Here is a 24,285-nt window from a genome sequence, read left to right on the forward strand (position 1 = left end):
GGATTCCTACTGAGCCATAGCTCCTCGGCGGGTTGACGCTTTGCTTCGCATAGCTGTCGCTAACACAGGGTGCTGCTTCCTTGGCGGTAGTCTAACGCTTCCCTCCACGTCCGCGCACGAGTTTCCGTTAGCGAAGCTCCTCCGGAGGAGGCGTGCCCCCCGGCAACTAATAAAACTATAGCATATATTCAATTGACTTACAAATAAAATAAAAAGTCGCCCTACAAGGGCGAGGCTTTAAACCCAATTTTTCGGTAAATATGCCAGAGCTCACTGCTATAATTAAAAAAGTAAGTGTTGAGGAAACCGATATTATGAGCTTTCAAGTAAACGACTATGTAATGTTGATTGAGTATGAATGGATTGGAAAAATCTGTAGAATTATCAAACATACTAATCAAAAAGGTACTCGTCTTGAATATGTCTTGTCTAGTATTGATGATAACAAACCTTTTGTTTACAGCAGACACGAACAATTGATGCCTGTGTCTTTCGATCGCTTCTAATACCATTTCTCAAAAATTTTTCTACACTTTCTTAAGTAGGGGAGTAAGGGAGTGAGGGAGTGGGGGAGAGACAAACATCAGAATAATTAGCATTAACTGGCTAATAAGCTCGGAAATAAGTTATTAAACCTGTGTTAATTACTTGATAACTGAAGTTTCAGCCAAGTATAGCATTAATCCAACAGAAAAGAACGCTCACTTTGATGGCATTGTAAGTACGCGCCAGACAATAAAACCTGCAAATAAAACATAACCTGCTACTCCTACCCAGTCTTGCCAACTGCCAGATAATTGACTTTCCATAATTTAACTTCCTATTAGTTTTGACTTAGACTATCATAATTAGAGTTGTTGTAACAAATCTAGCTATAGCAAAGAACGAGTTGGTGTTTGACTTATGCTGTTAATGAACCTTAGACAAAGAAATGCTTTTCCTACTGTTCCCTGTTCCCTGTTCCCTGTTCCCTGTTCCCTGTTCCCTGCTATAATTAATCACTCAAAACTTGCAAAATATCGCCAACCGCTACACCCCCATCACTATCAACAGTTGCCAATACTCCTGTGTGAGCGTGACCAAATTTTTCTTTCAACACTGATAATAAAGGTATATCGCGATCGCCTGTTTCTGGATCGACCTCAATATTCATACACCGCCCAATTTTAGCAGTAACAGTAATTTTAGCATTACCCAAGCGTAACTGTTTTCCCACCAAGTCAAACTCAGACCAAGCATCCATGCCATCCACAACTACATTAGGGCGAAACCTCCGTATATCTAATATCTTCCCTGCCTTTTCTCCTAAATCATCCAGAGTTGCCTGACTAATAATAGAAATATGTACAATTTCGCGGTCGGGATAACGAGTTGTATTACCATTTCCCACTAACTGCACAGGAGCTTTTTGAGGATGACGCGCTCCTTTATTCGGTGTGAGAGTGTTCAAATAATCTGTGAAAAAAACACTAATGCGGTCGCGTTCCTCAGACAAACTTGTATTTGCCTTCAGCAACTCAACCCCCTGCCGTCGCACAGTTAAAAATTCAGTTGTTGAGTCAAAGTCACAATTCAAAGCAGCTAACCCAGGCCAGTCATTTTGTACTGCAAAATGCTTTTTACTCATCCAAGGTACAATTTCTGGTCTGGCAGTATCGTTATCAGAGTCGAGAAACATCAAAGCAAAAGCACGATCGCCTTTAATGCCATGTCCTGAAGTGAGGAAAAAATCCTGGCAATTTTTAGGAGTTAACCCTTTTATTGGGTGAATAAATAATTGTTTGACTGTTGCTAATTTCATGTTATACCAATTTTATAAATCTTTGCTATAAACAGTTAGGTTATTTCTTAGGAGTCAACCCACCCCTCGCCCCTCCCAGGAGGGGAACTCAGGAGTCGTATGGGAATAGCTTTAATACCATTTATTAGGTCGTAAGTTATCTTTGTAGTCAAAGGCACATCTCCTGGGCGTGTCTTTTAATTACCCTTATTATTTTTTCAAAATGATATTATCATACCAAGATAGGGAAATTAGAAAAAATTATATAGGAATAAGTTTATATCATTATGCGTTTCACTGTTACCTCAAACCTAGAATTTTTTACCTCACGCTTTTTGGAAATTACTATTGCTATATTACTAAAATATTCTATTACCGAATAATTAAGGTAAAAATCCTCTCCTTTAAAGGACAAACAAGAAAATATTTTCCTTTTATTCAATCCTCTTCCTTTTAGGGAGAGGTAATTATCAATTATCCATTATCAATTATCAATTATTGAATAAGACCTAAAAAAATTGAATCATAATTCTCATCGTTATTTACAAAAAGAGTGGAAATGCACTCAAGTAGGACTATTACTGTTTCCTATATTACCAACTATAGGTGCATTAACTCTAATTTTTGCTGTTATTAGCACCTGGCAACAAAAATGGCGCAACATTATTCGCCGTCCCCACAATATAGCCTTAGCTGGTCTTGCTTTCTGGTTAGCGATCGCTACATTTTTTGCATTAGACCGCCAGGAAGCATTTTTAGGGTTAGCTAATTTATTACCATTTTTTGGAGTATTTGCCGCCTTGAGTACTCTCATTCAAACTCCATCTCAACTGCAACGACTTTCTTGGGTAATGGTACTCTCTTCAGTGCCTGTAGTTATTTTAGGTTTCGGACAATTATTTTTGGATTGGTCTGGCCCCCTGAGTTTACAAATTATTTTAGGTTGGGTACTTGCACCACAAGGCAACCCTCCAGGGAGAATAGCTTCAGTATTTATGTACGCTAATATTCTAGCAATTTATTTGACGGTTGTATTTATTCTAGGGTTGGGGTTGTGGATTGAAAAATGGAAATTTTTATCTGGAAACAGGGTGACGACAGAGAGCGCACATCCAAACAGGAAAAGGAGTCGCTTCAATATTTTTCATGGTAAGTCGTCTCAAGAATTTGTTTTTTTAACAGTGGCAATAATTAGTAATGGCATTGCTTTGGTTTTGACAAATTCACGCAATGCTTGGGGGTTAGTGGTATTTGCTGGTCTTGCTTATGCTATTTATCTTGGTTGGCATTGGTTAGTATGGTTAGTAATGACAGCAGTTGCCACTGTCTTCGGAGCTGCTTTTGCCCCTGCACCTTTGCAAGAATGGTTACGAGTAATTGTTCCGGAATACTTTTGGGCACGACTCACAGATCGAGATTTTGACAGACCTGTTGCCATTCTACGCAGCACCCAATGGCAATTTGCTTGGAATATGACTTTAGAAAAGCCTTGGAGTGGTTGGGGTTTGCGGAATTTTACTCCTTTGTATGAAGCACAGATGGAAATGTGGCTTGGTCATCCTCATAATTTATTCTTGATGCTAACGGCAGAAACTGGAATTCCTGCTGCTTTATTTTTGTTTGTTTGGGTGGGTTGGATATTGGCAAAGGCAGTATTGTTGTTAATTAATTCGTCATCAATTTATTCCAGAGGAGACCGTTTTATATTTTTTAGTTATTTAGTGGCTTTTGCTGCTTGTACTATATTTAATATGTTTGATGTGAGTTTGTTTGATTTACGAGTTAATACCATAGGATGGTTACTTTTAGCTGCAATTTGTGGGTTAATTGGCAGAAGGAAGAAGTAAGAAGGAAGAAGGAAGAAGGAAAAAGTTATCATGCCCGGTTGAATAGTTTATATCATGTCCGGTAGCATCGGTATTGTATAGCAAAACCTACATTTTGATGTTATCATAATCATAGAATTTTTGGTCAAAATAACAAATCACTATGATACTAGAAGCAGTTTACGAACAAGGAGTGTTGCGGTTAACCCAACCTTTAAACTTACCAGAGGGAACGCGAGTCGAAATTACTCTTGTTAAAAGCGGAACAAATTTTCAACACCAAAAACCTGCCGATATTTTAGCAGCGATCGCGTCAGCGTTGCGGAGCAAATCGCTTCACTACCCCTAGAGGGAGAGCAAGATGAATTTTCAGGTAGAGACCACGATCAAATTCTTTATCCAGAGCAAGAGAGACAATGATTTTTGTAGATACAAGTGCTTGGTTTTCTAGTGTTGTTCCATCAGACTCGTGCTATCTAGCTGCTACTACAAGGTTAATCAAAGCTAGGGTATATCAATATATTAACTAGAAAATTTTCATCACTTTTTATTAACCATGAATACTATTGAAATTATTCAAGAATCAACTCCTAATCAATCTACAACTTATCGGGCAATTTGTGGAGAAAAACAAGCTTTAGGAATTTCTCCTGGTCAGGCATTAGATGAGTTAGAACAACAATTAACAAATCTAGAAACAAATACGTTAATTGTTATTCAGAGATTTGTGCCAGACAGATTTTTTTATCAGCCACAATATGAGAAATTTCAACAGTTAATTAATAGGCTTCACAAAAATCAGGATAATCAACAATTATTATCTAGGGAAGAACAACAAGAATTAGAGGAGTTAACTGCAGCAGAATTAGCAGCAGCAACGGAAAGAAGTAGGGAGATATGGGCAAATTTGAAAAATCAGGAAACCTAATTTGAAATGCCTGCTAGAGATTCTATTCATAATCTGGTTAAGCAAGCCATTATTAAAGATGGTTGGGAAATTACAGATGACCCCTATGTAATTTCTTATGGTGAAAGATTTTTGTTTATAGATTTAGCTGCTACGGGTCACGAGTTTAATAATGGAAATTTGATTGCTGCTAAACAAGGAAATTTCCAGCTTGCTCTTGAAATAAAGGAGTTTAGAGGTAATTCTCCAATAGTAGATTTAGAACAAGCTATTGGGCAGTATATTCTTTATCAATTGTTACTCAAAGAAGTTGACCCAGTTAGGGAAATTTATCTAGCTATTAGTAGCTTTACTTATAATAATATATTTAGTGAATCTATTGGTGAATTAGTAATTAATAATTTGCCTATGAAATTGTTGGTTGTAGATTTAGAAAAAGTGGAGGTTTTAGAATGGATACCCCAAAGACCTATAGAGAAATCGTCAAACAAGTAATTGGTAAATATGCTAAATTACGTCCTTCTCATGGAAATATTAGATTGGATACTGTTTTTGATGAACAGAGCGATCGCTATGCTCTGATGCAAGTGGGATGGAATAGAGGTAAGCGAGTCCGAGGAAATATTATTTATATTACTTTAGGAGAGGGAAAAGTTTATGTTGAATATGATGGTATAGAACACGGCATTACTCAAGATTTAATCGACCAAGGTATTCCTCAGAATAATATAATTTTAGGGCATTTATGGGAAATGAATGCTGAAAATTTTAGGGAAGTTGAGTCAAATTATTAGTAGCAGCAACGGAACGAGCTAAGGAGATATTAGCAAATTTGACAAATCACTAATTATAATTTTAATACTACAATAGTAGGGTTATTCTGAAAAAAATTATGACACAATTAATCAGAACTTCTCGGTTGAAAAAAAATAGAATATTTTCTAGAAATTCTATCTCTACTGAAGAAATTGATAGGTGTTCTTTGGTTAGATGCAGTACGAATAGTTATAGATAAAGGGGCGGGAATTTTAACTCTGGAAATTAAATAATTAGGTGATTTGAGATTCAGTGAAAGCTGGACGAAGTACACTTACGATCCCCCTAAATCCACCTTGAAAAGGGGGACTTTGAAGTTCCCCCCTTCTTAAGGGGGGTTAGGGGGGATCGAATATCTGTACCTCACAGATTAAAGAATTGCTATATAATTAGTATTAAGCATGGAGGAGCAACAGAAGCAGATAATCTTGCTTATGCTTGTACATTTTGTAATTGAAATAAGGGTAGTGATTTGGGTTCTATTTCTCAACAAACTGGTGAATTAGTGAGATTTTTAACCCTCGAATTGATAGTTGGAATAATCATTTTCAGCTTCAAGGAACAATGATTGAACCGATAACTCCTATAGGGGAGGTAATGGCTAGAATTTTAGGATTTAATGGTGGCGATCGCCTCTTAGAACGATAATTGTTAAGAAATATGGGCCAATATCCATCGGCAGTTATAATATTGTAGGTTGGGTGAAGCGAGAACGCCACCCAACAAAGACAAGGTAATTGTTGGGTTTCCTTTGCTCCGCAACGCTTACGCGAACGTCAACCCAACCTACAAAGTATAATTTTTTTATTATCAATTTAAACAATATAAAGCACTGATAACTGATAACTGATAACTGATAACTGAAATTGCATATCTTCCTGGAAACTAGAAATATAATAGATGAAAATTTATAGTTGTGAGGAAAGGGTTAAATTTATGGTTTCTCCTAAGAAATGGTTGTCTATTCTCAGTGTTAATAGTCTGATGTTATTTAATGTCAGTTTTCCTGTATTAATGTGGCCTAATATTGTCAATAGGGAAGAAGTTATTGCTCAGATAGATGCCAATGCTGAGGCAGAAAAATTATATGAACAGGGAGTTGAACTATATAACCAGGGTACAGCAGAGTCTTTCAGGGGAGCGATCGCCTTCTGGGAAAAAGCCCTACCATTATTTAGGAAAACTCGCAACCTCGGTAATGAAGCAGTTACACTTCTTAGTATTGGTCGTGTATATCATAACTTAGGAGAAATACAAAAGGGTCTCAATTACTACGAGCAAGCTTTACCTCTATTTCGGGAAGTTGACGATCGTCTTAGAGAAGCAAATACTCTCAATAATATTGGCACTGTCTACGATAGCTTAGGAGAAAAACAAACAGCACTTAATTACCTCGAACAAGCTTTACCTATATATCGGGAACTAGGTGATCGCGCTAGAGAAGCAGCCGCTCTTAATAATATTGGTGGTGTCTACAATGATTTAGGAAAAAAACAAAAAGCTCTCAATTACTACGAGCAAGCTTTACCTCTCAGACGGGAAGTAGAGGATCGTCGTGGGGAAGCAATTACTCTCAATAGTATCGGTCATATTTACAATAACTTAGGAGAAAAACAAAAGGCTCTCAATTATTACGAGCAAGCTTTACCTCTCAGACGGGAAGTAGGCGATCGCCGTGGGGAAGCAATTACTCTCAATAATATTGGTCGTGTTTACGATAACTTAGGAGAAAAACAGAAGGCTCTAAATTACTACGAGCAAGCTTTACCTCTGAGACAGGAAATAGGCGATCGCCGTGGGGAAGCAGTCACTATCAATAATATTGGTTATATCTATAATGACTTAGGAGAAACAGAAAAGGCTCTCAATTACTACGAGCAAGCTTTACTTCTATTCGAGCAAGTAGGCGATCGCCGCCGGGAAGGAATCGCTCTCAATAATATTGGTCATATTTTCCATAAATTGGGAGAAACACAAAAAGCTCTCAATTATTACCAGCAAGTATTATCTATCAATCAGCAAATAGCTTATCCGAGTGGGGAAGCGGGCAGTCTTAATAATATTGGCACTATCTACAATGAGTTAGGAGAAGCACAAAAAGCACTCAATTACTTCCAGCAAGCTTTACCTCTATTTCAGCAAGTAGGCGATCGGGGTGGGGAATCAAGCACTTTCAATAATATTGGCCTTGCTTATAATAACTTAGGAGAGAAACAAAAAGCTCTCAATTACTACGAGCAGGCTTTACCTCTAAAACAGCAAGTAGGCGATCGAGATGGGGAAGCAATTACTCTCTATAATATTGCTTCGCTCAAACGAGACCAAGGTAAGCTCCGAGAAAGTCTCACTTTTATAGAAAAATCCCTAGAAATAATTGAAGACCTCCGGACTAAGATCGTTGCTCAAAACCTCCGGACATCCTACTTTGCTACAGTTCAAAATTACTATCAATTCTACATCAATCTCCTCATGGAACTTCACAAACAAAACCCAGACGAAGGTTATGACAGAAAAGCATTAAGTGTCAGCGAACGTAGTCGCGCCAGAAGTTTACTAGACATTTTAGCAGAATCAGGAGCCGACATCAAAACCGGAGTAGCCCCCCAACTCATCGCCCAAGAAAAACAACTACTGCAAAAACTCAACACCTTAGATCAAGCACGACAACTTAACACTCCTGGATACAACTTCGACGAACTCAAACAACAAATTGAAACCCTCAGCAACGAACTCCAACAGTTAGAAGTAAAAATCAAACAAAATAGTCCTCGTTACGCCAATCTCAAATATCCAGAACCTCTGACTGCCTCAGAAATTCAACAACAAGTCATCGACAAAGATACCATACTTTTACAATATTCTCTGGGAGAAGAAGGCAGTTATTTATGGTTAGTAACTCCCACAGAAATTAGCAGTTATGAATTACCTAAAAAATCAGAAATAGAAACATTAGCCAGACAATTTCGAGAAGAAATAATATCCCTTTCCCCAGTGCCTGAAACCGGAAATAAATTAAGTGAAATATTATTATCGCCTGTAGCAAATAAACTAGAAAATAAACGATTATTAATAGTAGGAGATGGCATCTTACAGACCATTCCTTTTGCAGCATTACCTTTGACCTCTGGGAATGAGGGGGGTCAAGATTATCAACCCCTAATTGTCAACCATGAAATTGTCACCTTACCCTCATCTTCAAGTATTTCTATTCTCAGAGAACAAGTCGAAGGCAGAACCCCCGCTCCGAAAAAAGTAGCTGTTATTGCCGACCCAGTATTTGCAGATAACGACCCCAGATTTCAAATAGCTTCTCAACCAAAAAAAGAAACAGAAACTAATAATTTAACCGCAATGGCATTAACTCGTTCTCTAGAAGATTTTATCGGATCATCATTCAATCGTCTAGAAGCAACTCGTCAAGAAGCTGAAGCAATATTAGCATTAGTTCCTGATAATTTAAAACAACTATCATTAGACTTTGATGCCAATAGAGAAACCGCAATAAATCTCGATTTATCCCAATATCAAATAGTACATTTAGCTACCCACGGACTATTAAATGAAAGCCAGCCAGAATTATCAGGATTAGTGCTTTCTTTGTATGACGAAACTGGTAAAGGAAAACCAGGATTTTTACAATTAAACGATATATTTAACTTAGAAATGCCAGCAGAATTGGTAGTATTAAGTGCTTGTAAAACAGGAATAGGAGAAGAAATAAGAGGGGAAGGGTTAGTGACTTTAACTAGAGGATTTATGTATGCGGGAGCTAAACGAGTAGTCGTGAGTTTATGGAGTGTGGAAGATAATTCAACTTCTAAATTAATGCAAAATTATTATCAGAAAATATTAGAAACAGGTAAAAATCCTGTGGAGGCGATGAGAGAAACTCAGTTAGAAATGTTGAGTTCAGATAATTGGAAAGCACCTTATTATTGGGCACCATTTGTTGTGCAGGGTGAGTGGAGATAAAGTCAAAAGTTAAAAGTTAAAAGTCAAAAGTAAGAAGAAATAAAGTCAAAAGTCAAAAGTCAAAAGTCAAAAGTAAGAAGAAATAAAGTTAAAAGTTAAAAGTTAAAAGTTAAGAGTTAAAATTAATCTCTGACTGAGTTTGAACATTTATCAATGTAGGTTTGGTTGAGGTCGAAAACCCAACAAATTGCTTGCATAAACAACAACACCTAACAAAAATAGGTATCTGTTGGGGTGAAGTTATTCCTATAGCCTAATCCAGACTTGCCACGATAAAGTGCTATACTGATAACTGAAAAGGTGAATTAGTAATTAATAATTTACCTATGAAATTGTTGGTTGTAGATTTAGAAAAAGTGGAGGTTTTACAATGGATATCCCATAGAACACGGCATTACTCAAGATTTAATTGACCAAGGTATTCCTCAGAATAATATAATTTTAGGACATTTATGGGAAATGAATGCTGAAAATTTCGCGAATAGGGAACAGGGAACAGGGAGAAATAATTGATGATTTATGTGGATACATAGAATTTATAGTAAAAATAACAAATAAATATGATACTAGAAGCAGTTTATGAACAAGGAGTGTTGCGGTTAACCAAACCTCTAAATTTACCAGAGGGAACGCGAGTTGAAATTACTGTTGTTAAGAGTGGAACAAATTTTCAACAGAAAAAACCTGTCGATATTTTAGCAGCGATCGCTTCACTACCCCTAGAAGGAGAGCAGGATGAATTTTCAGGTAGAGACCACGATCTAATTCTTTATCTATAGCAAGATAGACAATGATTTTTGTAGATACAAGTGCTTGGTTTTTGAGCGTTGTTCCTTACTGGACTGTTTCAGCTAATTGAAGAGTTTCTTCTACACTTTTAGGTATTGGGAGGCTTTTACCTTCTTGGTGATATTCTTCTACTAATAGTTCTAACACTTCGCGAGCGTTTTCTACTGCCTCTTCATAAGAATTTCCGTGAGTATGAAATTTTTGAGAAGGAAATTCTGGCAAGTGAACCAGATAACAGTTATCTTCATCAGACCACAAAATAATGATGGTATAAGGTAATTTCATTCTTCTGACTCCTGTGTTTCAATGGTGTTTAACATTTCCAATTTACGATTAACCTCAACGGAACGAGCAAGGGAGATATTGGCAAGTTTGAGACATTTACGATCCCCCTAAATCCCCCGGACTTTTTGTTGGCTCCCCCCTTTGTAAGGGGGGCAGGGGGGGATCTAAAACTGTTAAAGAACTACTATACTAAAAGTTCTATGCTGATAACTGATAACTGATAACTGATGACTGATAACTGAAATTGCATATCTTCCCTGAAACTAGAAATATAATAGATGAAAATTTATAGTTGTTAGGAAAGGGTTAAATTTATGGTTTTTCCTAAGAAATGGTTATCTATTCTCAGTGTTAATAGTCTGATGTTATTTAATGTCAGTTTTCCTGTATTAATGTGGCCTAATATTGTCAATGGGGGAGAAGTTATTGCTCAGACAGACAAGAGTGCTGAGGCAGAAAGATTATTGAGTCAGGGACTTGAACTATTTAAGCAGGGTACAGCAGAATCTTTGAGGAGGGCGGTCGCTAAATTCAAAGAAGCACTACCATTATTAAAGAAAACGGGTAACCTGAATTGGGAAGCAGTTATACTTCTTAGTATTGGTCGTGTCTACGATAGCTTAGGAGAAAAACAAAAAGCACTCAATTACTACGAGCAAGCTTTACCTATATTTCAGCAAGTAGGCAATCAGGATGGAGAAGCAACCACTCTCAATAATATTGGTATTGTCTACAAGAACTTAGGAGAAAAACAAAAAGCTCTCAATTACTACCAGCAAGCATTAACCCTATTTGAGCAAGTAGACAACCGCCGTGGAAAAGCAGCCACTCTAACAGGTATTGGCAGTGTATACGATGATTTAGGAGAAAGGCAAAAAGCACTCAGTTACTATCAGCAAGCTTTACCTCTATCTCAGCAAGTAGGCGATCAGGATGGGGAAGCAACCACTCTCAATAATATTGGCTTTGTCTACTATAGCTTAGGAGAAAAACAAAAAGCACTTAAGTACTACCAAGAAGCTTTACCTCTATCTCAGCAAGTAGGCGATCGCCATGGGGAAGCAACCACTCTCATAGGTATTGGCAGTGTCTACTATAGCTTAGGAGAAAAACAAAAAGCTCTCAATTACTACCAGCAAGCTTTACCTTTATCTCAGGAAGTAGGTGATCAAAGTAGGGAAGCTTACACTCTCAATAATATTGGCACTGTCTACCACAGTTTAGGAGAAAAACAAAAAGCACTTAAGTACTACCAGCAAGCTTTACCTCTATTTCAGCAAGTAGGGGATCAAAGTAGGGAAGCAAGCACTTTCAATAATATTGGCGGTGTCTACCATAGTTTAGGAGAAAAACAAAAAGCACTTAAGTACTACCAGCAAGCTTTACCTATACTTCGGCAAGTAGGAGATCGTGGTGGAGAAGCAACTACTCTCAATAATATTGGCGGTGTCTACCATAGTTTAGGAGAAAAACAGAAAGCACTCAATTTTTTTAATCAAGCTTTACCTATACTTCGGCAAGTAAGAGATCGGGGTGTGGAAGCAACCACTCTCAATAATATTGGTTATGTCTACAATGACTTAGGAGAAAAACAAAAAGCACTCAATTACTACCAGCAAGCTTTACCTATACTTCAGCAAGTAGGTGATCGGGGTGGGGAAGCAACCACTCTCTCTAATATCGCTAGGCTCAAACGAAACGAAGGCAACTTCACCGAAAGCCTAACATTCATAGAAAAATCCATAGAAATAATTGAAGACCTCAGGACCAATATCGTTGCTCAAGACCTCCGGACATCCTACTTTGCCACAGTTCAAGATAAGTATCAATTCTACATCGACCTCCTAATGATACTCCACAAACAAAACCCCAATAAAGGCTACGATGTCAAAGCATTAAACGCCAGCGAACGCAGTCGCGCCAGAAGTCTACTAGACATCCTAGCAGAATCAGGAGCCGACATCAAAACTGGGGTAAACCCCCAACTCCTCGCTCAAGAAAAACAACTACTGCAAAAACTCAACACCTTAGATCAAGCACGACAACTCAACACCCCAGGGTACAACCTCGACGAACTCAAACAACAAATTGAAACCCTCAGCAACCAACTCCAACAATTAGAAGTCAAAATCAAACAAAGCAGTCCTCGTTACGCCAACCTCAAATATCCAGACCCCCTCACTGCTTCAGAAATTCAACAACAAGTTATCGACAAAGAAAGCATACTTTTACAATATTCTCTGGGAGAAGACCGTAGTTATTTATGGTTAGTAACTCCCACAGAAATTAGCAGTTATGAACTACCTTCAAGAGCGGAAATAGAAGAATTAGCTAAACAATTTAGAGAAGAAATAACCTCTCTTTCCCCAGTACCAGAAACGGGAAATAAATTAAGTGAAATATTATTGTCGCCTGTAGCAAATAAATTAGAAAATAAACGACTATTAATAGTAGGAGATGGAATATTACAGACGATTCCTTTTGCAGCTTTACCACTACCACAAAATCTAAATCAAACCAACTATCAACCCCTAATTGTCAACCATGAAATAGTCACCTTACCCTCAGCTTCAAGTATTGCTATTCTCAGAGAACAAGTCAAAGGCAGAACCCCGGCCCCGAAAAAAGTAGCCGTTTTTGCTGACCCAGTATTTGAAGATAACGACCCCCGGTTTCAAACAGCTTCTCAGACAAAAAATGAAACTGAAACTAAGGATTTAATTGCAATGGCATTAACCCGTTCTCTAGAAGATTTTCTAGGTGTATCATTCAATCGTCTAGAAGGAACTCGCCAAGAAGCTGAAGCAATATTAGCATTAGTTCCTGACAATTTAGAACAACTATCCTTAGACTTCGATGCTAATCGAGAAACCGCAATAAATCCCAGTTTATCCCAATATCAAATAGTACATTTAGCCACCCACGGATTATTAAATGAAACTCAACCAGAATTATCAGGATTAGTACTTTCTTTGTATGACAAAACTGGTAAAGGAAAACCAGGATTTTTACAATTAAACGATATATTTAACTTAGAAATGCCAGCAGAATTGGTAGTATTAAGTGCTTGTCAAACGGGAATCGGCGAAGAAATTAGAGGAGAAGGATTAGTCAGTTTAACTAGAGGATTTATGTATGCGGGAGCTAAACGAGTAGTAGTAAGTTTATGGAGTGTGGAGGATAATTCGACTGCTGAATTAATGAAAAATTATTATCAGAAAATGTTAGAAATAGATAAAAATCCTGTGGAGGCAATGAGGGAAACTCAGTTAGAAATGTTGAGTTCAGATAATTGGAAAGCACCTTATTATTGGGCACCATTTGTTGTTCAGGGAGAGTGGAAATGAAGTCAGAAGTTTGAAGTCAGAAGTCAAAAGTAAGAATAAATCAAGTTAAAAGTCAAAAGTCAAAAGTCAAAAGTAAGAATAAATCAAGTCAAAAGTCAAAAGTCAAAAGTAAGAATAAATCAAGTTAAAAGTCAAAAATCAAAAGTTAAAAGTTAAGAGTTAAAATTAATCTCTGACTGAATTTGAACATTTATCAATGTAGGTTGGGTTGAGGTCGGAAACCCAACAAATTGCTTGAATAAACAACAACACCTAACAAAAATAGGTATCTGTTGGGTTGCGCTCTCGCTTAACCCAACCTACTAGACTGACTGCATATTTTCCTTGAAACTGAAACTATAATATTATTGATTATATCAAGATGATGATGATGATAAAGCGTAGAAAATTTTGTCGTTATATTGCTCTGAGTTCAGCTTGTTTAGCTGGTGCTTTAGAGCAAAAATTAGCTCTTTCTACTACTGCCAATTTTTCCCTGACTAAATCATTTCATAACTGGGTAGTATTGTATTGGATGCCATACGATAACGATCTTGTACGTTTTGGTGAACCAATAATTAAAATGTTAACTCGTGGTACACAAAACTCAGAAGTTGCTGTAGTTGTTCAATCAGACTATTGGGGTGACAAAAAAATGCGCCGTCGTCTGCTGCTAAAAGGGACTACTAAAGAAATTAATATACAAGGAGAAGATAGTAGTGATGTATCTGCTTTTTCCGCTTATCTTGATTGGGCAAAGAAAAATTTTGAGGCAGAAAATTGGGCTATTATTATTGTAGGTCATGGTGGCAGGATTAACGAAGTTAGTCCTGATGACCACGGAGCAACTAATCAAACACGAACCTGGATGAGAGTAGACAAGTTAACTAATGTACTTAGCAATTTTAACCAAGGGGTTAATGGACGAGTCGAGCTACTTTTCTGGCAAAATTGCAACAAAGCTACACTAGAGGTTATGTATGAAGCAAGGAATTGTGCTAAGTATACTCTTGCTTCTCAACTGCTTCTAGGGGCTCCAAATTACTATTATGAGGGTTTTCTCAATCGTTTACAAGAGCCATCTGTTGGCGGACGTGAAGCAGCTATAGCTATTATGGATTCTGAAAGAGCTGATATGTATCATACTCTGACTCTGGTGGATAATGAAGAGGTTAAGCTGATTCCAGACAAACTCTCACGGTTACTTCAGTTGATTCTCAACAACAATTTGCTATCTGTCAGGCAATCAGAACTCTCAATTTTTCCCTATTTTGGCGAGCAGTGTTGTGATGCTCTTGTATTTCTTGGTTATCTCTCCAGTTTGAGCAAGAAAGGATATCTAGAGTTTACTGAGTTTACTAATTTTCTGCGTCAAAAGGTGATTACTTTCCATAAAATAGGGGGAGAACTTTATGGTGTAAGTCCTCGTGACAATACAAACTTAGAGAGATTATGTGGTCTGAGTTTATATCTTCCAGAAACTCAAAAGGACACTTCTCGCTATAGTTCACTTGCTTTATATCAAAAAGTTGATCTAGTCAACTTATACAGAAGGATAGTTAAAATTTAAAGGGTTGAAATTAATGAAAGCAATAGAAATAAAAGGAAAAATTGACGATAAGGGAAATCTAATTTTAGGCTTAGGTGCGTTACGCTATCGCTAACACACCCTACAGATTAATTTATCAAGTTGATGTTAGAATATTTCTAATAATCACTAAATAATTTAGCTAATGTTAATGAAAGCAATAGAAACTAACGGCAAAATTGATAAAAATGGCAATCTAATTTTAGAACATCCTCTAGAAATAGATACTCCTACAAATGTGCGAGTTATTATTCTTGTACCAGAAGATTCTGAAACTCAAGAAATACAAACTAATCAAACTAACGAAGCTAATTTTGAAAAAGCTATGAATGCTTATCAAAAAATTAGTGAAAAATATAAAAATGCTTTGCGAGAGTTAGCCAAATGAAAGAACCTATTTGGATAGACGAAATTATTGCTAAAGCTATTCATGCAGACCAAATTATTCAACATGGAGGAAGTCCAGGAATTAGAGATGAAAATTTACTTTCTGCCAGTTTAGCCAGACCTCGACATTTATTTACTTATAGTCAACCGAATTTATTTGAACTTGCAGCAGCTTACGGTTATAGTCTAGCTAAAAATCATCCGTTTATTGATGGAAATAAAAGAACAGCTTTTGCAGTTATGACAACTTTTTTATTGGTTAATAATTATATGCTAGAAGTTCCCGAATCAGAAGTTGTAAAAATGATGGAACAGCTAGCAAGTGGAGAAGAAAATCAAGAATCTTTAGGTAACTGGTTAGCAGAAAATTCTTTAGAAATTTAAGCATTAAAATAATATTTAGTTTAAATTACCGAATTATTAATTCTTAATTATTAATTATTAAATAATTCTGGTTTAAACCCTCCCCTTGATCGGGGAAAAAAGAAATAATATTTTATTATATTCAATCCTCTCGGTTTTAACCAGAAGTAATTATCAATTATCAATTATCAATTATCCATTAATGAAAGCATATTTCGGACAAATGATGTACAAGATGAATAGTGAAAATATTGTAGTGCGGGCATCTTGCCCGCGACGGGTGTACCTCATTAAAGTGGAATGCTGTATTTAGTTTAAATTAGTTGAAAATTTTAACAAAACCTAGAAATAAGGAATTATTTAAAATGTCTCCTATCTCCCGCCGTAACTTTTTCCAATTTGCTAGTTCAATACTTGCCACCCTTGGCATAAGTCAATTGAAATTTCTATCCCAAGCCGAAAATTATGGCAAAGTATTAGCTCAAAGTACTCCACGAAAACTTGCTCTATTAGTAGGAATTAATAAATATAAAAAATCCCCTTTAAGAGGTTGTGTAAATGATACAGAAATGCAACGTCATCTATTAATTCACCGCTTTGGTTTTAATCCAAAAGATATCTATATAATTACTGATGAACAAGCAACTCGCCAAGGTATTTTAGAAGCATTTGAAGAACATTTAATTAAACAAGCAAAACCAGGAGATGTGGCAGTTTTTCACTATTCCGGTCATGGTTCCCGCGTCAAAGATCCTAATCCTATTGTCAAAACTTCTTTGATGGATGGTAGTGGTTTAAGTGGTACATTAGTTCCGGTAGATAGTTCTTTGCCTCAAGGATATCCTAATGTTGGTGGTACTGTTAATGATATTATGGGGCATACTTTATTTTTACTTACTTCAGCTTTGAAGACAGATAACTTTACCGGAATTCTTGATAGTTGTTTTTCGGGAATAACTACTAGAGATTTTACAGTTCGTTCTCGTGCAGGAGGAGAAAAAATAGAAATTGTATCCCAAGAAAAAGTTTATCAAGAAAAATGGTTATCTCGCCTCAATATATCTGAGGAAGAATTTGTGAAAGGTTATCAAAGTGGTGTAGCAAAAGGAATTTTTTTTGCTTCTGCCAAACCACTTCAAACTGCTAAAGATGTGAAAATTCTTGATTTTCATGCTGGAATTTTTAGTTATTTATTCACACTATATTTATGGCAAGAAACAGCTACACCAGAAGAGGCGATCGCTTATGTTAATCGACAAATTCCTGCTAGGTTAAAACAGAATCCACTTTATGAAGTTAAGACAGGTACTAAATTAGATAGTCAAGCTATATATTTGACTGAAAATTCCAGTCCTGTTGCTAATGCAGTAGTTACAGAAATTAAGGGCGATAAAGCTCAAATTTGGTTAGGAGGGCTAGATGTCAAAAAAATCGCTGAATTAACAACAGGTGCTATATTTAATGTTGTAAATTCCAAAGAAAAATCTGCTGCTAAATTAATTTTTGAATCTCGTGATGGTTTATTAGGAACTGCAACAGTTAAAGGTAAAAGTATTGTTAAGCCTGGTTCTCTATTAGACCTCTCTGGAAAAGAGGGAGTAGGGAATAGGGGGAAATAATTGATGATTTATGCACGATAATTGATTTGATTTTTGATGCTCGCCAGATTTCTATTGCAAATTTAAAGGGTCGCTTCAACACACCCAATAAGGAGTCAGAAGTCAGGAGTAAACCCACCCCTAACCCCTCCCAGGAGGGGAAGTCAGGAGGGAGGAAAGAAGAAGAAAGAGAAAGTTTTTTGGTAGTTCTGCTCGCGTAATGGTATACAAGGAACAAGGGATACTTGGCACGGGAGCAAGATGCTCCCACTGCCATACCTCGTAACAAAAATAATGCAATGCACGACCATGACAATGCACCATCACCAGTCCTGCTCGTGTAATGGTATACAAGGAACAAGGGATGCTTGGCACGGGAGCAAGATGCTCCCACTGTTCTCGTAACAAAAATAATGCAATGCATGACCATTACAATACACCACCACCAGTTTTTTTTGTTCGCGTAAGCGGAACGGAGTTCTATCGCTAATTATCCGCACATGATATACAGCAAATTCCAAGTATATGAAGTACAGATATGAAAAATTAAATGTTCCCAGTGCGAGCATCTTGCTCGCTTCGGGGTGTACCTCACCAAGGTGGAACCTGCTGTAACTTCTGACCGTAATGAAGTGTGTCTTAAATTCTGAAGACGATGTGTGCGGAAATTATTCCGCACTAGAAAAGCACCGCAGGAAACCTCAGAATTACACACTCACTTCTAACTTCTAACTTCTAACTTCTAACTTTTGACTTTTGACTTTTGACTTTCCTAAGCTCCACCCCGTAACTTATCTAATACACTCCGGTCTTGTAAGGTTGAAGTATCCCCAGCAATTTCCTGACCTGCCGCCAGAGACCGTAACAACCTCCGCATAATCTTACCAGAACGAGTTTTAGGCAAATCCTCAGTAAAGCAAATCTCACCAGGACGAGCGATCGCTCCAATCTCCTGAACAACGTGCTGCTTCAACTCCTTCTCCAAAACCTCACTTGCTTCGCGATCGCCTTCTAAAGTCACAAAAGCCACAATCTCCTCACCCTTAACCTCATCAGGTTTACCAACAACTGCCGCCTCAGCAACAGCAGGGTGAGACACCAATGCCGACTCTACCTCCATAGTACCCAAACGATGACCAGCCACATTAATCACATCATCAACACGGCCCATCACCCAAAAATAACCATCCTCGTCTCTGTGAGCACCATCACCAGCAAAATAAATATATTCTCCACTCTTCGGACGTAAATATTCCCAATAAGTACGACGGAAACGGTCGTCATCTCCATAAACAGTCCGCATCATTCCCGGCCAAGGATGCTTAACCACCAAATAACCACCATTATTACCATCCACAGACTCACCTTCCTGATTAACAATATCAGCAATAATGCCAGGGAAAGGCAAAGTCGCCGAACCAGGTTTAGTCGAAGTAGCACCAGGTAAAGGAGTAATCATAAACCCACCAGTTTCAGTTTGCCACCAAGTATCAACTATCGGACAGCGATCGCCACCAATAACACGGTTATACCAAATCCAAGCTTCAGGGTTGATTGGTTCTCCCACTGTTCCTAACAACCGCAAAGAAGTAAGATTTCTAGAATTAGGATGATGTTCTCCCATTTTCATCAATGCTCGGATAGCAGTAGGAGCAGTATAGAAAATAGTAACGCCATATTTTTCTACCACATCCCACAGACAACCAGGATTAGAAGCTCTTGGCGCGCCTTCATACATCAGGCTAGTAGCACCATTGGAAAGAGGACCATAGACAATATAACTATGACCAGTAATCCAACCTACATCGGCAGTACACCAATATACATCTGTGTCTTGCAAGTCAAACGCCCATTTATTAGTGACATGAGTATAGAGGTTATAACCCCCTGTAGTGTGTACAACACCTTTAGGTTTGCCAGTGGTGCCACTGGTGTACAGAATAAATAGCATATCTTCACTATCCATCGGTTCCGCCGGACATTCCCCAGAAGCACCTTTTTGGACATCGTGCCACCAATGGTCGCGCCCAGGTTCCATATGAATTTGTTGGGCAGTGCGTTTAACCACTAGCACATTTTCCACAGTGGGGGCACCTGCGACTAGAGCTTTGTCTACTTGTTCTTTGAGAGGAACAATAGCATCTTTGCGCCAACCACCATCGGCAGTCACTACTAACTTAGCCTCAGCATCAACCAGTCTATCTTTGAGAGCTTCGGCGCTAAAACCCCCAAAAACAACAGTGTGGGGAGCGCCTATTCTTGCACAGGCCAACATAGCAATGGCTGCTTCGGGAATCATCGGCATATAAATACCCACGCGATCGCCTTTTTTCACTCCCAATTGTTTGAAAACGTTAGCCATCTGGCAAACTTCCCGATGCAGTTGGGCATAGGTAAGGGTACGAGAGTCTCCGGGTTCTCCTTCCCAGATGAGAGCTGCTTTGTTACGTCGCCAGGTGGTAAGATGACGGTCGAGACAGTTATAGGAAATGTTAATTTTGCCATTAACAAACCATTTAACAAAAGGTGGTTGCCAGTCGAGTACTTTGTCCCATTTCTGGAACCAGTCTAATTCTGTTTCAGCTAGTTCTGCCCAAAATCCTTCTGGGTCAGCCTTGGCCTTTTCGTAGAGTTGTTTATATTCTTCTATACTTTTGATATGTGCTTTTTGAGCAAATTCTGTAGGTGGGGGAAAAAGGCGTTTTTCTTGTAGGATTGATTCAATAGTCGGTTGTGACATTTTTTTATTAGTAGTAACTACAAATAGTTATCTCAACGTTGGTTGAAGACCCGCGCTCTCCTGCAGGGGAGGGTCGTATGGGAAAACCAATTAATGTTGCAGTTTTACATATAATATGCTATAATTTAGTTATTAAACAAGTAAACAGTAGATGGTCGAAAAAGCGTACAAATTTAGGTTCTACCCAACTCCAGAGCAAGAAAACTTGTTGCGGAGGACTTTGGGTTGTGTGCGCCTCATATACAACAAAGCTTTAGCGGCTAGAACTCAAGCTTGGTATGAAAACAAAGAACGAGTAGGGTATAAGCAAACTTCCACCATGCTTACCAACTGGAAAAAGCAGGAAGATTTAGATTTCCTCACAGAAGTTAGCAGTGTTCCATTACAGCAAGGTTTAAGACATCTACAAACAGCTTTTACCAACTTCTTTAGTGGATGTGCCAAATATCCCAACTTTAAGAAAAAGCGCGCCGGGTGGTAGTGCTGAATTTACAAAGTCCGCATTTAAGTGGAAAGATGGTCAAGTCTATCTAGCTAAATGTGGTGAACCATTACCGATCAGATGGAGTAGGCAAATACCCCAAAGCTGTGTACCAAGTACAATTACCGTAAAACTTGACCCCTCCGGCAGATGGTCAGTGTCTCTGAGAGTCAATGACCCTAGAGATTTAAAGCTGAACTCAGTAACCAAACAAGTTGGTATTGACGCGCGGAATTACCAGTTTAGTTACTACCAGTGATGGAGAAAAAGTTACTAACCCTAAAAATATAAACAAATTACACAAAAAACTGAGGTTAGCTCAAAAGTCTCTATCTAGGAAAACTAAAGGATCAAATAACTACCAAAAGGCTAGGCTGAAAGTAGCCAAGATATACGCAAAAATTAAAGATTCAAGGCTTGATTATACCCATAAGCTGACTACTCAACTAATCAGAGAAAACCAAACGATAGTGGTTGAGGATTTAGCAGTAAAGAATATGGTCAAGAATCACAACCCACCCCCATCCCCTCCCGGGAGGGGAGCAAGAGGGGTGGGTAGTGATGCCAGTTGGTCCGAATTAGTTAGGCAATTAGAATACAAAGCAGAATGGTATGGACGGAAATTAATCAAGATTGACAGATATTTCCCTTCTTCTAAGCGTTGCTCTAATTGTGGTCATATAGTGGAAAAATTGCCTCTAAATATTAGAGAGTGGGATTGTCCTGAATGTGCAGCTCACCATGACAGGGACATAAACGCTTCGATAAACATTTTGCGGATGGGAACCCGCGTCGGCGTCAGACGCAAGGGAACGCCCACGCTCGAAGGCTGCGGGACTCGCAGTGTCAGTCTGTGGAGCGCGCTTTTAGACCTGAAGGGAGTAAATCTCGGAAGGCGGGTGCTAAGAAACAGAAAGTCTCTAACAGTGATGCTAGGGAATCCCGGGCTGTCTCGCGTATAGCAGCGTCGGGAGGATGTCAATTTTTTTAAGCTCAGTTTCAGATTTGTAGGGGTTCAAGAATTTAGAATTTAGAATTTAGAATTTAGAATTTAGAATTACCTCTTCTTATAAATTGAAATAGCAGTCAGCACCTCAGCGGTCAGCCTATTGCGATCGCAAGGCTATGGAGAGGCTTTATACCTGAATTTTTCGGTAATACCCTTATGTCTTTTATCCAAGAATAGATACCATTTAGAAAGAAATTAGTCAATAGGTAATAGTATTTTAATCTCGATAGTAGAAATATTTTGAGCAGTTTTGAAGAAGAAGTCATAATACAGGAGCCATAAGTCAGGAGAGAAATTAGGATGGGAGTTAGAATATCAACCTATTTCTGTCAACTGGTAGAATATGGAGTATTTAACCCAATATCGGCAAAGACCTCATCAAGAAAATTCAAAAAACATTCTGATTGATTCTGACTTCTGACTCCTGACTCCTGACTCCTGACTCCTTAGCCCGAAGGGGCGATAATTTCCTAATGCTTAACTCTTCATATTGTTCATCAGGAGCTACAATATTCAATGTGATATAGTAAGGAACCAGTTGGTTAGGACATAGATTGATAATGAACTTGAGATAGAGCAAAGCTTTTGCCCCTATTCCCTGTTCCCTGTTCCCTGTTCCCTGCTATATAAAAAAACTTTTTTACAAAGTCTAAGACGGGTCTTAATGTAGGAGGATGATTGCAAGCAAGAGAAATCGAGCCTAAGCTAAAACAACTTAGCCGTCTTGCCTGGTCAACTGAACCTGCGTTAGCCCAGAGGTTAGATGAAGTAACACGCTGGATTAAGGATATTAGGCCAGGCTTGTTAATGCAGAAAGGAGTCTTAGTAGGATTTTTGTTAGAATTAATTAAGGATGGAGAATTTTGGTTAAAATTGCAATCCTTAACAAATGAAGAAAGGCAACTATTTTTAAGTCATCTTCCATCACCAGTAAGGTACTGGTATGAAAATCTTTTTCCAAAATGGTTTAATGAAAATGACCGTAAATTTTATATCTGGAAACAAAAGTTAAGATCGGGAGAATTTAATCAAGAAGATGCCGATATACTAAAATCTGTCGCTCGTCAGATAAAAAGTCGTGACGGGTGTGTTGTTCATCGTTATATCGCAGATTTGTCTATGGCAACAGATGTAATTGTGAGTAGTAGCACAGGTAAGCCTCTGTGTGTTCAACTTACTACTATGTCCGGAGAATTATGTAATGATAAGTATAATGAATGGAAAAGTACACTACAGCAATGGAAAATTAGAAGAGGTATCTTTGTTAGTTATAATCCTGGACAGGACCGCTCAGTTATTCAATTAGTAAATCTTGTTCTGCATAACAGCAGACATTTAACTGAAGCTAAATATATTAAATTTTGTTTTAGATAGGAATTGAGCAAATTTCTATTACATTTCAACTTGCACATCAAACTACACATTTTAATACTAGGCAGGATACATGGTAACAATTAGCGAAACTCTGTCAAATAAAGAACGTTTAGAAAAAGTTTGGCACGCTCTCCAAGCGGCTCAACAATTACAAGAAGACCGACTAACTTGGGGAATCAATCATGTCAATTTATACGTGGAAAATATTGATGGAGATTGGCTGGAAAAATGGGGTGAAGATGAAGAGGAATTAAGTGAAAAGTTACCAATCAATTCATAAGTTTCCAACAAGTCAAAAGACCAAAGTCAAAAGTCAAAAATACAGCAAATTCCTCCCATAAGAGGTGCAAGTATTAACGTTGAAATCTTTGTAGTGCGGGCATCTTGCCCGCTTGTACTGTACCTGACTGAGATGAAATTCGCTATAAATAATTGGAGAAACAGCAACAATGACTCAACTATAAATTTAAGGAATTATAGCACAAAGAAAAAGGAAGAAAGAAGAAGGAAGAAAGAAGAAGGAAGAGGGAAACACAGGCGTTGTCTGAGTTTTAAGCTTTTGATATGTCCGCGCTCTTTCCTTCCATTGCTATATGAGCGATCGCCTTTATATTTGGTGATGGAAATGAAGAGCGATCGCTTGTGAAAAATCAAGAGACACTTGGCTCAAAAGCAGAAGTTAAAATCATCCAACACTCTAGGTTTTAGGCTTTTGATATGTTCTATAAGCAGAAGGAATAAGGGAAAATTTGGCGTTGTTTGATTTTTCAGCTTTTGATATATCCGCTCCCTTTCCTTAGATTGTTCCAACAGCTATAGCTACTGCTATATGACAAAAAATGTCACACCTAAAATGGAGATTTTTATGAGCAATTTTACAGAATTACCTAAAAATTGGGTCTAAAGCTTCGCCCTTCTAGGGCGAATTTTAAATTGGTTTTTATTCAAAAAATATATTATCATATTCTTATTTAAGAAGCCAGTTTATGAAAGCTAGATTTAAGTATCGTATTTATCCAACACCGGGACAAAAAACCAGATTAG

At 37.9% G+C, this 24,285-nt stretch carries 23 protein-coding genes; 19 read left to right on the forward strand and 4 right to left on the reverse strand.

What is annotated here, in order from left to right:
- The first annotated feature begins 260 nt into the window (after nt 1-260).
- A complete protein-coding gene (locus tag F6K54_RS17270) occupies nt 261-506 on the forward strand; it encodes a hypothetical protein (protein ID WP_293079630.1) in 246 nt (81 codons plus the stop codon).
- Nucleotides 507-994: 488 nt separating this feature from the next.
- On the opposite strand, the gene F6K54_RS17275 is transcribed toward F6K54_RS17270, so the two are convergent.
- Nucleotides 995-1,801: an MOSC domain-containing protein gene (locus F6K54_RS17275; protein WP_293079631.1), complete on the reverse strand. Its 807-nt coding sequence runs from the start codon at nt 1,799-1,801 to the stop codon at nt 995-997.
- Nucleotides 1,802-2,298: 497 nt separating this feature from the next.
- Between F6K54_RS17275 and F6K54_RS17280 the strand changes: the two genes are divergently transcribed.
- The 7 genes from F6K54_RS17280 to F6K54_RS17310 all read left to right on the forward strand — a co-directional run bounded on the left by F6K54_RS17280 (nt 2,299) and on the right by F6K54_RS17310 (nt 10,080).
- The gene (locus F6K54_RS17280; protein ID WP_293079633.1) at nt 2,299-3,627 is read left to right on the forward strand and encodes an O-antigen ligase; all 1,329 of its coding nucleotides are present in this window, start codon (nt 2,299-2,301) and stop codon (nt 3,625-3,627) included.
- Between the two features lie 142 nt (nt 3,628-3,769).
- Nucleotides 3,770-3,955, forward strand: a complete 186-nt coding sequence (locus F6K54_RS17285) for an antitoxin family protein (RefSeq protein ID WP_293079635.1) — start codon at nt 3,770-3,772, stop codon at nt 3,953-3,955.
- Between the two features lie 207 nt (nt 3,956-4,162).
- Nucleotides 4,163-4,534, forward strand: a complete 372-nt coding sequence (locus tag F6K54_RS17290) for a hypothetical protein (protein ID WP_293079638.1) — start codon at nt 4,163-4,165, stop codon at nt 4,532-4,534.
- 6 nt (nt 4,535-4,540) lie between these two features.
- Complete coding sequence (locus tag F6K54_RS17295) at nt 4,541-5,008, forward strand: XisH family protein (RefSeq protein WP_293079641.1); 468 nt, start codon at nt 4,541-4,543, stop codon at nt 5,006-5,008.
- A complete protein-coding gene (locus F6K54_RS17300; RefSeq protein WP_293079644.1) occupies nt 4,966-5,307 on the forward strand; it encodes a XisI protein in 342 nt (113 codons plus the stop codon). Before F6K54_RS17295 ends, F6K54_RS17300 begins: the two co-directional genes overlap by 43 nt.
- A gap of 922 nt (nt 5,308-6,229) precedes the next feature.
- Nucleotides 6,230-9,301 carry a tetratricopeptide repeat protein gene (locus tag F6K54_RS17305; protein ID WP_293079647.1) on the forward strand — a complete coding sequence of 1,024 codons (3,072 nt, stop codon included), beginning with the start codon at nt 6,230-6,232 and terminating at the stop codon, nt 9,299-9,301.
- A gap of 560 nt (nt 9,302-9,861) precedes the next feature.
- On the forward strand, nt 9,862-10,080 hold the full coding sequence (locus F6K54_RS17310; protein ID WP_293079650.1) for an antitoxin family protein: 219 nt from the start codon (nt 9,862-9,864) through the stop codon (nt 10,078-10,080).
- Between the two features lie 55 nt (nt 10,081-10,135).
- Here F6K54_RS17310 and F6K54_RS17315 read toward each other — a convergent pair whose 3' ends face one another.
- Entirely contained in the window at nt 10,136-10,375 is a 240-nt protein-coding gene (locus F6K54_RS17315) for a type II toxin-antitoxin system HicB family antitoxin (protein ID WP_293079653.1), read from the reverse strand.
- Between the two features lie 314 nt (nt 10,376-10,689).
- Here F6K54_RS17315 and F6K54_RS17320 point away from each other — a divergent pair, with 314 nt between their 5' ends.
- From F6K54_RS17320 to F6K54_RS17340, 5 genes are all read left to right on the forward strand, one after another.
- Complete coding sequence (locus F6K54_RS17320) at nt 10,690-13,722, forward strand: tetratricopeptide repeat protein (RefSeq protein ID WP_293079656.1); 3,033 nt, start codon at nt 10,690-10,692, stop codon at nt 13,720-13,722.
- Nucleotides 13,723-14,083: 361 nt separating this feature from the next.
- A complete protein-coding gene (locus F6K54_RS17325; RefSeq protein WP_293079659.1) occupies nt 14,084-15,271 on the forward strand; it encodes a clostripain-related cysteine peptidase in 1,188 nt (395 codons plus the stop codon).
- A gap of 163 nt (nt 15,272-15,434) precedes the next feature.
- Nucleotides 15,435-15,677, forward strand: coding sequence for a hypothetical protein (locus F6K54_RS17330; RefSeq protein ID WP_293079662.1), 243 nt, complete (start codon nt 15,435-15,437; stop codon nt 15,675-15,677).
- Nucleotides 15,674-16,060 carry a type II toxin-antitoxin system death-on-curing family toxin gene (locus tag F6K54_RS17335; RefSeq protein ID WP_293079665.1) on the forward strand — a complete coding sequence of 129 codons (387 nt, stop codon included), beginning with the start codon at nt 15,674-15,676 and terminating at the stop codon, nt 16,058-16,060. Before F6K54_RS17330 ends, F6K54_RS17335 begins: the two co-directional genes overlap by 4 nt.
- A gap of 344 nt (nt 16,061-16,404) precedes the next feature.
- Complete coding sequence (locus F6K54_RS17340; protein ID WP_293079668.1) at nt 16,405-17,658, forward strand: caspase family protein; 1,254 nt, start codon at nt 16,405-16,407, stop codon at nt 17,656-17,658.
- A 751-nt stretch (nt 17,659-18,409) separates the two neighbouring features.
- Here F6K54_RS17340 and acs read toward each other — a convergent pair.
- Nucleotides 18,410-20,377 (reverse strand): acetate--CoA ligase, encoded by a 1,968-nt coding sequence (acs, locus tag F6K54_RS17345; RefSeq protein ID WP_293079671.1) that lies wholly within the window; start codon nt 20,375-20,377, stop codon nt 18,410-18,412.
- 151 nt (nt 20,378-20,528) lie between these two features.
- Between acs and F6K54_RS43790 the strand changes: the two genes are divergently transcribed.
- Nucleotides 20,529-20,858: an RNA-guided endonuclease InsQ/TnpB family protein gene (locus F6K54_RS43790; protein ID WP_375341976.1), complete on the forward strand. Its 330-nt coding sequence runs from the start codon at nt 20,529-20,531 to the stop codon at nt 20,856-20,858.
- A 221-nt stretch (nt 20,859-21,079) separates the two neighbouring features.
- Entirely contained in the window at nt 21,080-21,820 is a 741-nt protein-coding gene (locus F6K54_RS43795) for an RNA-guided endonuclease TnpB family protein (protein ID WP_375341977.1), read from the forward strand.
- A gap of 435 nt (nt 21,821-22,255) precedes the next feature.
- Here the strand turns inward: F6K54_RS43795 and F6K54_RS17355 are convergent, their stop codons facing one another.
- Nucleotides 22,256-22,384 (reverse strand): hypothetical protein, encoded by a 129-nt coding sequence (locus tag F6K54_RS17355; RefSeq protein ID WP_293079675.1) that lies wholly within the window; start codon nt 22,382-22,384, stop codon nt 22,256-22,258.
- Between the two features lie 161 nt (nt 22,385-22,545).
- Between F6K54_RS17355 and F6K54_RS17360 the strand changes: the two genes are divergently transcribed.
- From F6K54_RS17360 to F6K54_RS42970, 4 genes are all read left to right on the forward strand, one after another.
- Nucleotides 22,546-23,241: a hypothetical protein gene (locus F6K54_RS17360; RefSeq protein ID WP_293079678.1), complete on the forward strand. Its 696-nt coding sequence runs from the start codon at nt 22,546-22,548 to the stop codon at nt 23,239-23,241.
- A gap of 70 nt (nt 23,242-23,311) precedes the next feature.
- Entirely contained in the window at nt 23,312-23,521 is a 210-nt protein-coding gene (locus tag F6K54_RS17365; RefSeq protein WP_293079681.1) for a hypothetical protein, read from the forward strand.
- A gap of 132 nt (nt 23,522-23,653) precedes the next feature.
- Nucleotides 23,654-23,887 (forward strand): hypothetical protein, encoded by a 234-nt coding sequence (locus F6K54_RS17370; RefSeq protein ID WP_293079683.1) that lies wholly within the window; start codon nt 23,654-23,656, stop codon nt 23,885-23,887.
- Between the two features lie 340 nt (nt 23,888-24,227).
- Nucleotides 24,228-24,285: helix-turn-helix domain-containing protein (locus F6K54_RS42970; RefSeq protein ID WP_366558154.1), on the forward strand; the 58-nt coding region annotated here is incomplete at its 3' end.

This window comes from Okeania sp. SIO3B5 (assembly GCF_010692555.1).
In the GTDB taxonomy this organism is placed as follows: Bacteria; Cyanobacteriota; Cyanobacteriia; order Cyanobacteriales; family Microcoleaceae; genus Okeania.

Coding starts and splice junctions, on each gene's coding strand:
- F6K54_RS17310 (WP_293079650.1), top strand. CDS start 9,862: ATGATACTAGAAGCAGTTTATGAACAAGGAGTGTTGCGGTTAACCAAA.
- F6K54_RS17295 (WP_293079641.1), top strand. CDS start 4,541: ATGCCTGCTAGAGATTCTATTCATAATCTGGTTAAGCAAGCCATTATT.
- F6K54_RS17335 (WP_293079665.1), top strand. CDS start 15,674: ATGAAAGAACCTATTTGGATAGACGAAATTATTGCTAAAGCTATTCAT.
- acs (WP_293079671.1), bottom strand. CDS start 20,377: ATGTCACAACCGACTATTGAATCAATCCTACAAGAAAAACGCCTTTTT.
- F6K54_RS17285 (WP_293079635.1), top strand. CDS start 3,770: ATGATACTAGAAGCAGTTTACGAACAAGGAGTGTTGCGGTTAACCCAA.
- F6K54_RS17320 (WP_293079656.1), top strand. CDS start 10,690: ATGGTTTTTCCTAAGAAATGGTTATCTATTCTCAGTGTTAATAGTCTG.
- F6K54_RS17300 (WP_293079644.1), top strand. CDS start 4,966: ATGGATACCCCAAAGACCTATAGAGAAATCGTCAAACAAGTAATTGGT.
- F6K54_RS17270 (WP_293079630.1), top strand. CDS start 261: ATGCCAGAGCTCACTGCTATAATTAAAAAAGTAAGTGTTGAGGAAACC.
- F6K54_RS17290 (WP_293079638.1), top strand. CDS start 4,163: ATGAATACTATTGAAATTATTCAAGAATCAACTCCTAATCAATCTACA.
- F6K54_RS17340 (WP_293079668.1), top strand. CDS start 16,405: ATGTCTCCTATCTCCCGCCGTAACTTTTTCCAATTTGCTAGTTCAATA.
- F6K54_RS17330 (WP_293079662.1), top strand. CDS start 15,435: ATGTTAATGAAAGCAATAGAAACTAACGGCAAAATTGATAAAAATGGC.
- F6K54_RS17365 (WP_293079681.1), top strand. CDS start 23,312: ATGGTAACAATTAGCGAAACTCTGTCAAATAAAGAACGTTTAGAAAAA.
- F6K54_RS17325 (WP_293079659.1), top strand. CDS start 14,084: ATGATGATGATGATAAAGCGTAGAAAATTTTGTCGTTATATTGCTCTG.
- F6K54_RS17370 (WP_293079683.1), top strand. CDS start 23,654: ATGAAATTCGCTATAAATAATTGGAGAAACAGCAACAATGACTCAACT.
- F6K54_RS17305 (WP_293079647.1), top strand. CDS start 6,230: ATGAAAATTTATAGTTGTGAGGAAAGGGTTAAATTTATGGTTTCTCCT.
- F6K54_RS43790 (WP_375341976.1), top strand. CDS start 20,529: ATGGTCGAAAAAGCGTACAAATTTAGGTTCTACCCAACTCCAGAGCAA.
- F6K54_RS17275 (WP_293079631.1), bottom strand. CDS start 1,801: ATGAAATTAGCAACAGTCAAACAATTATTTATTCACCCAATAAAAGGG.
- F6K54_RS17315 (WP_293079653.1), bottom strand. CDS start 10,375: ATGAAATTACCTTATACCATCATTATTTTGTGGTCTGATGAAGATAAC.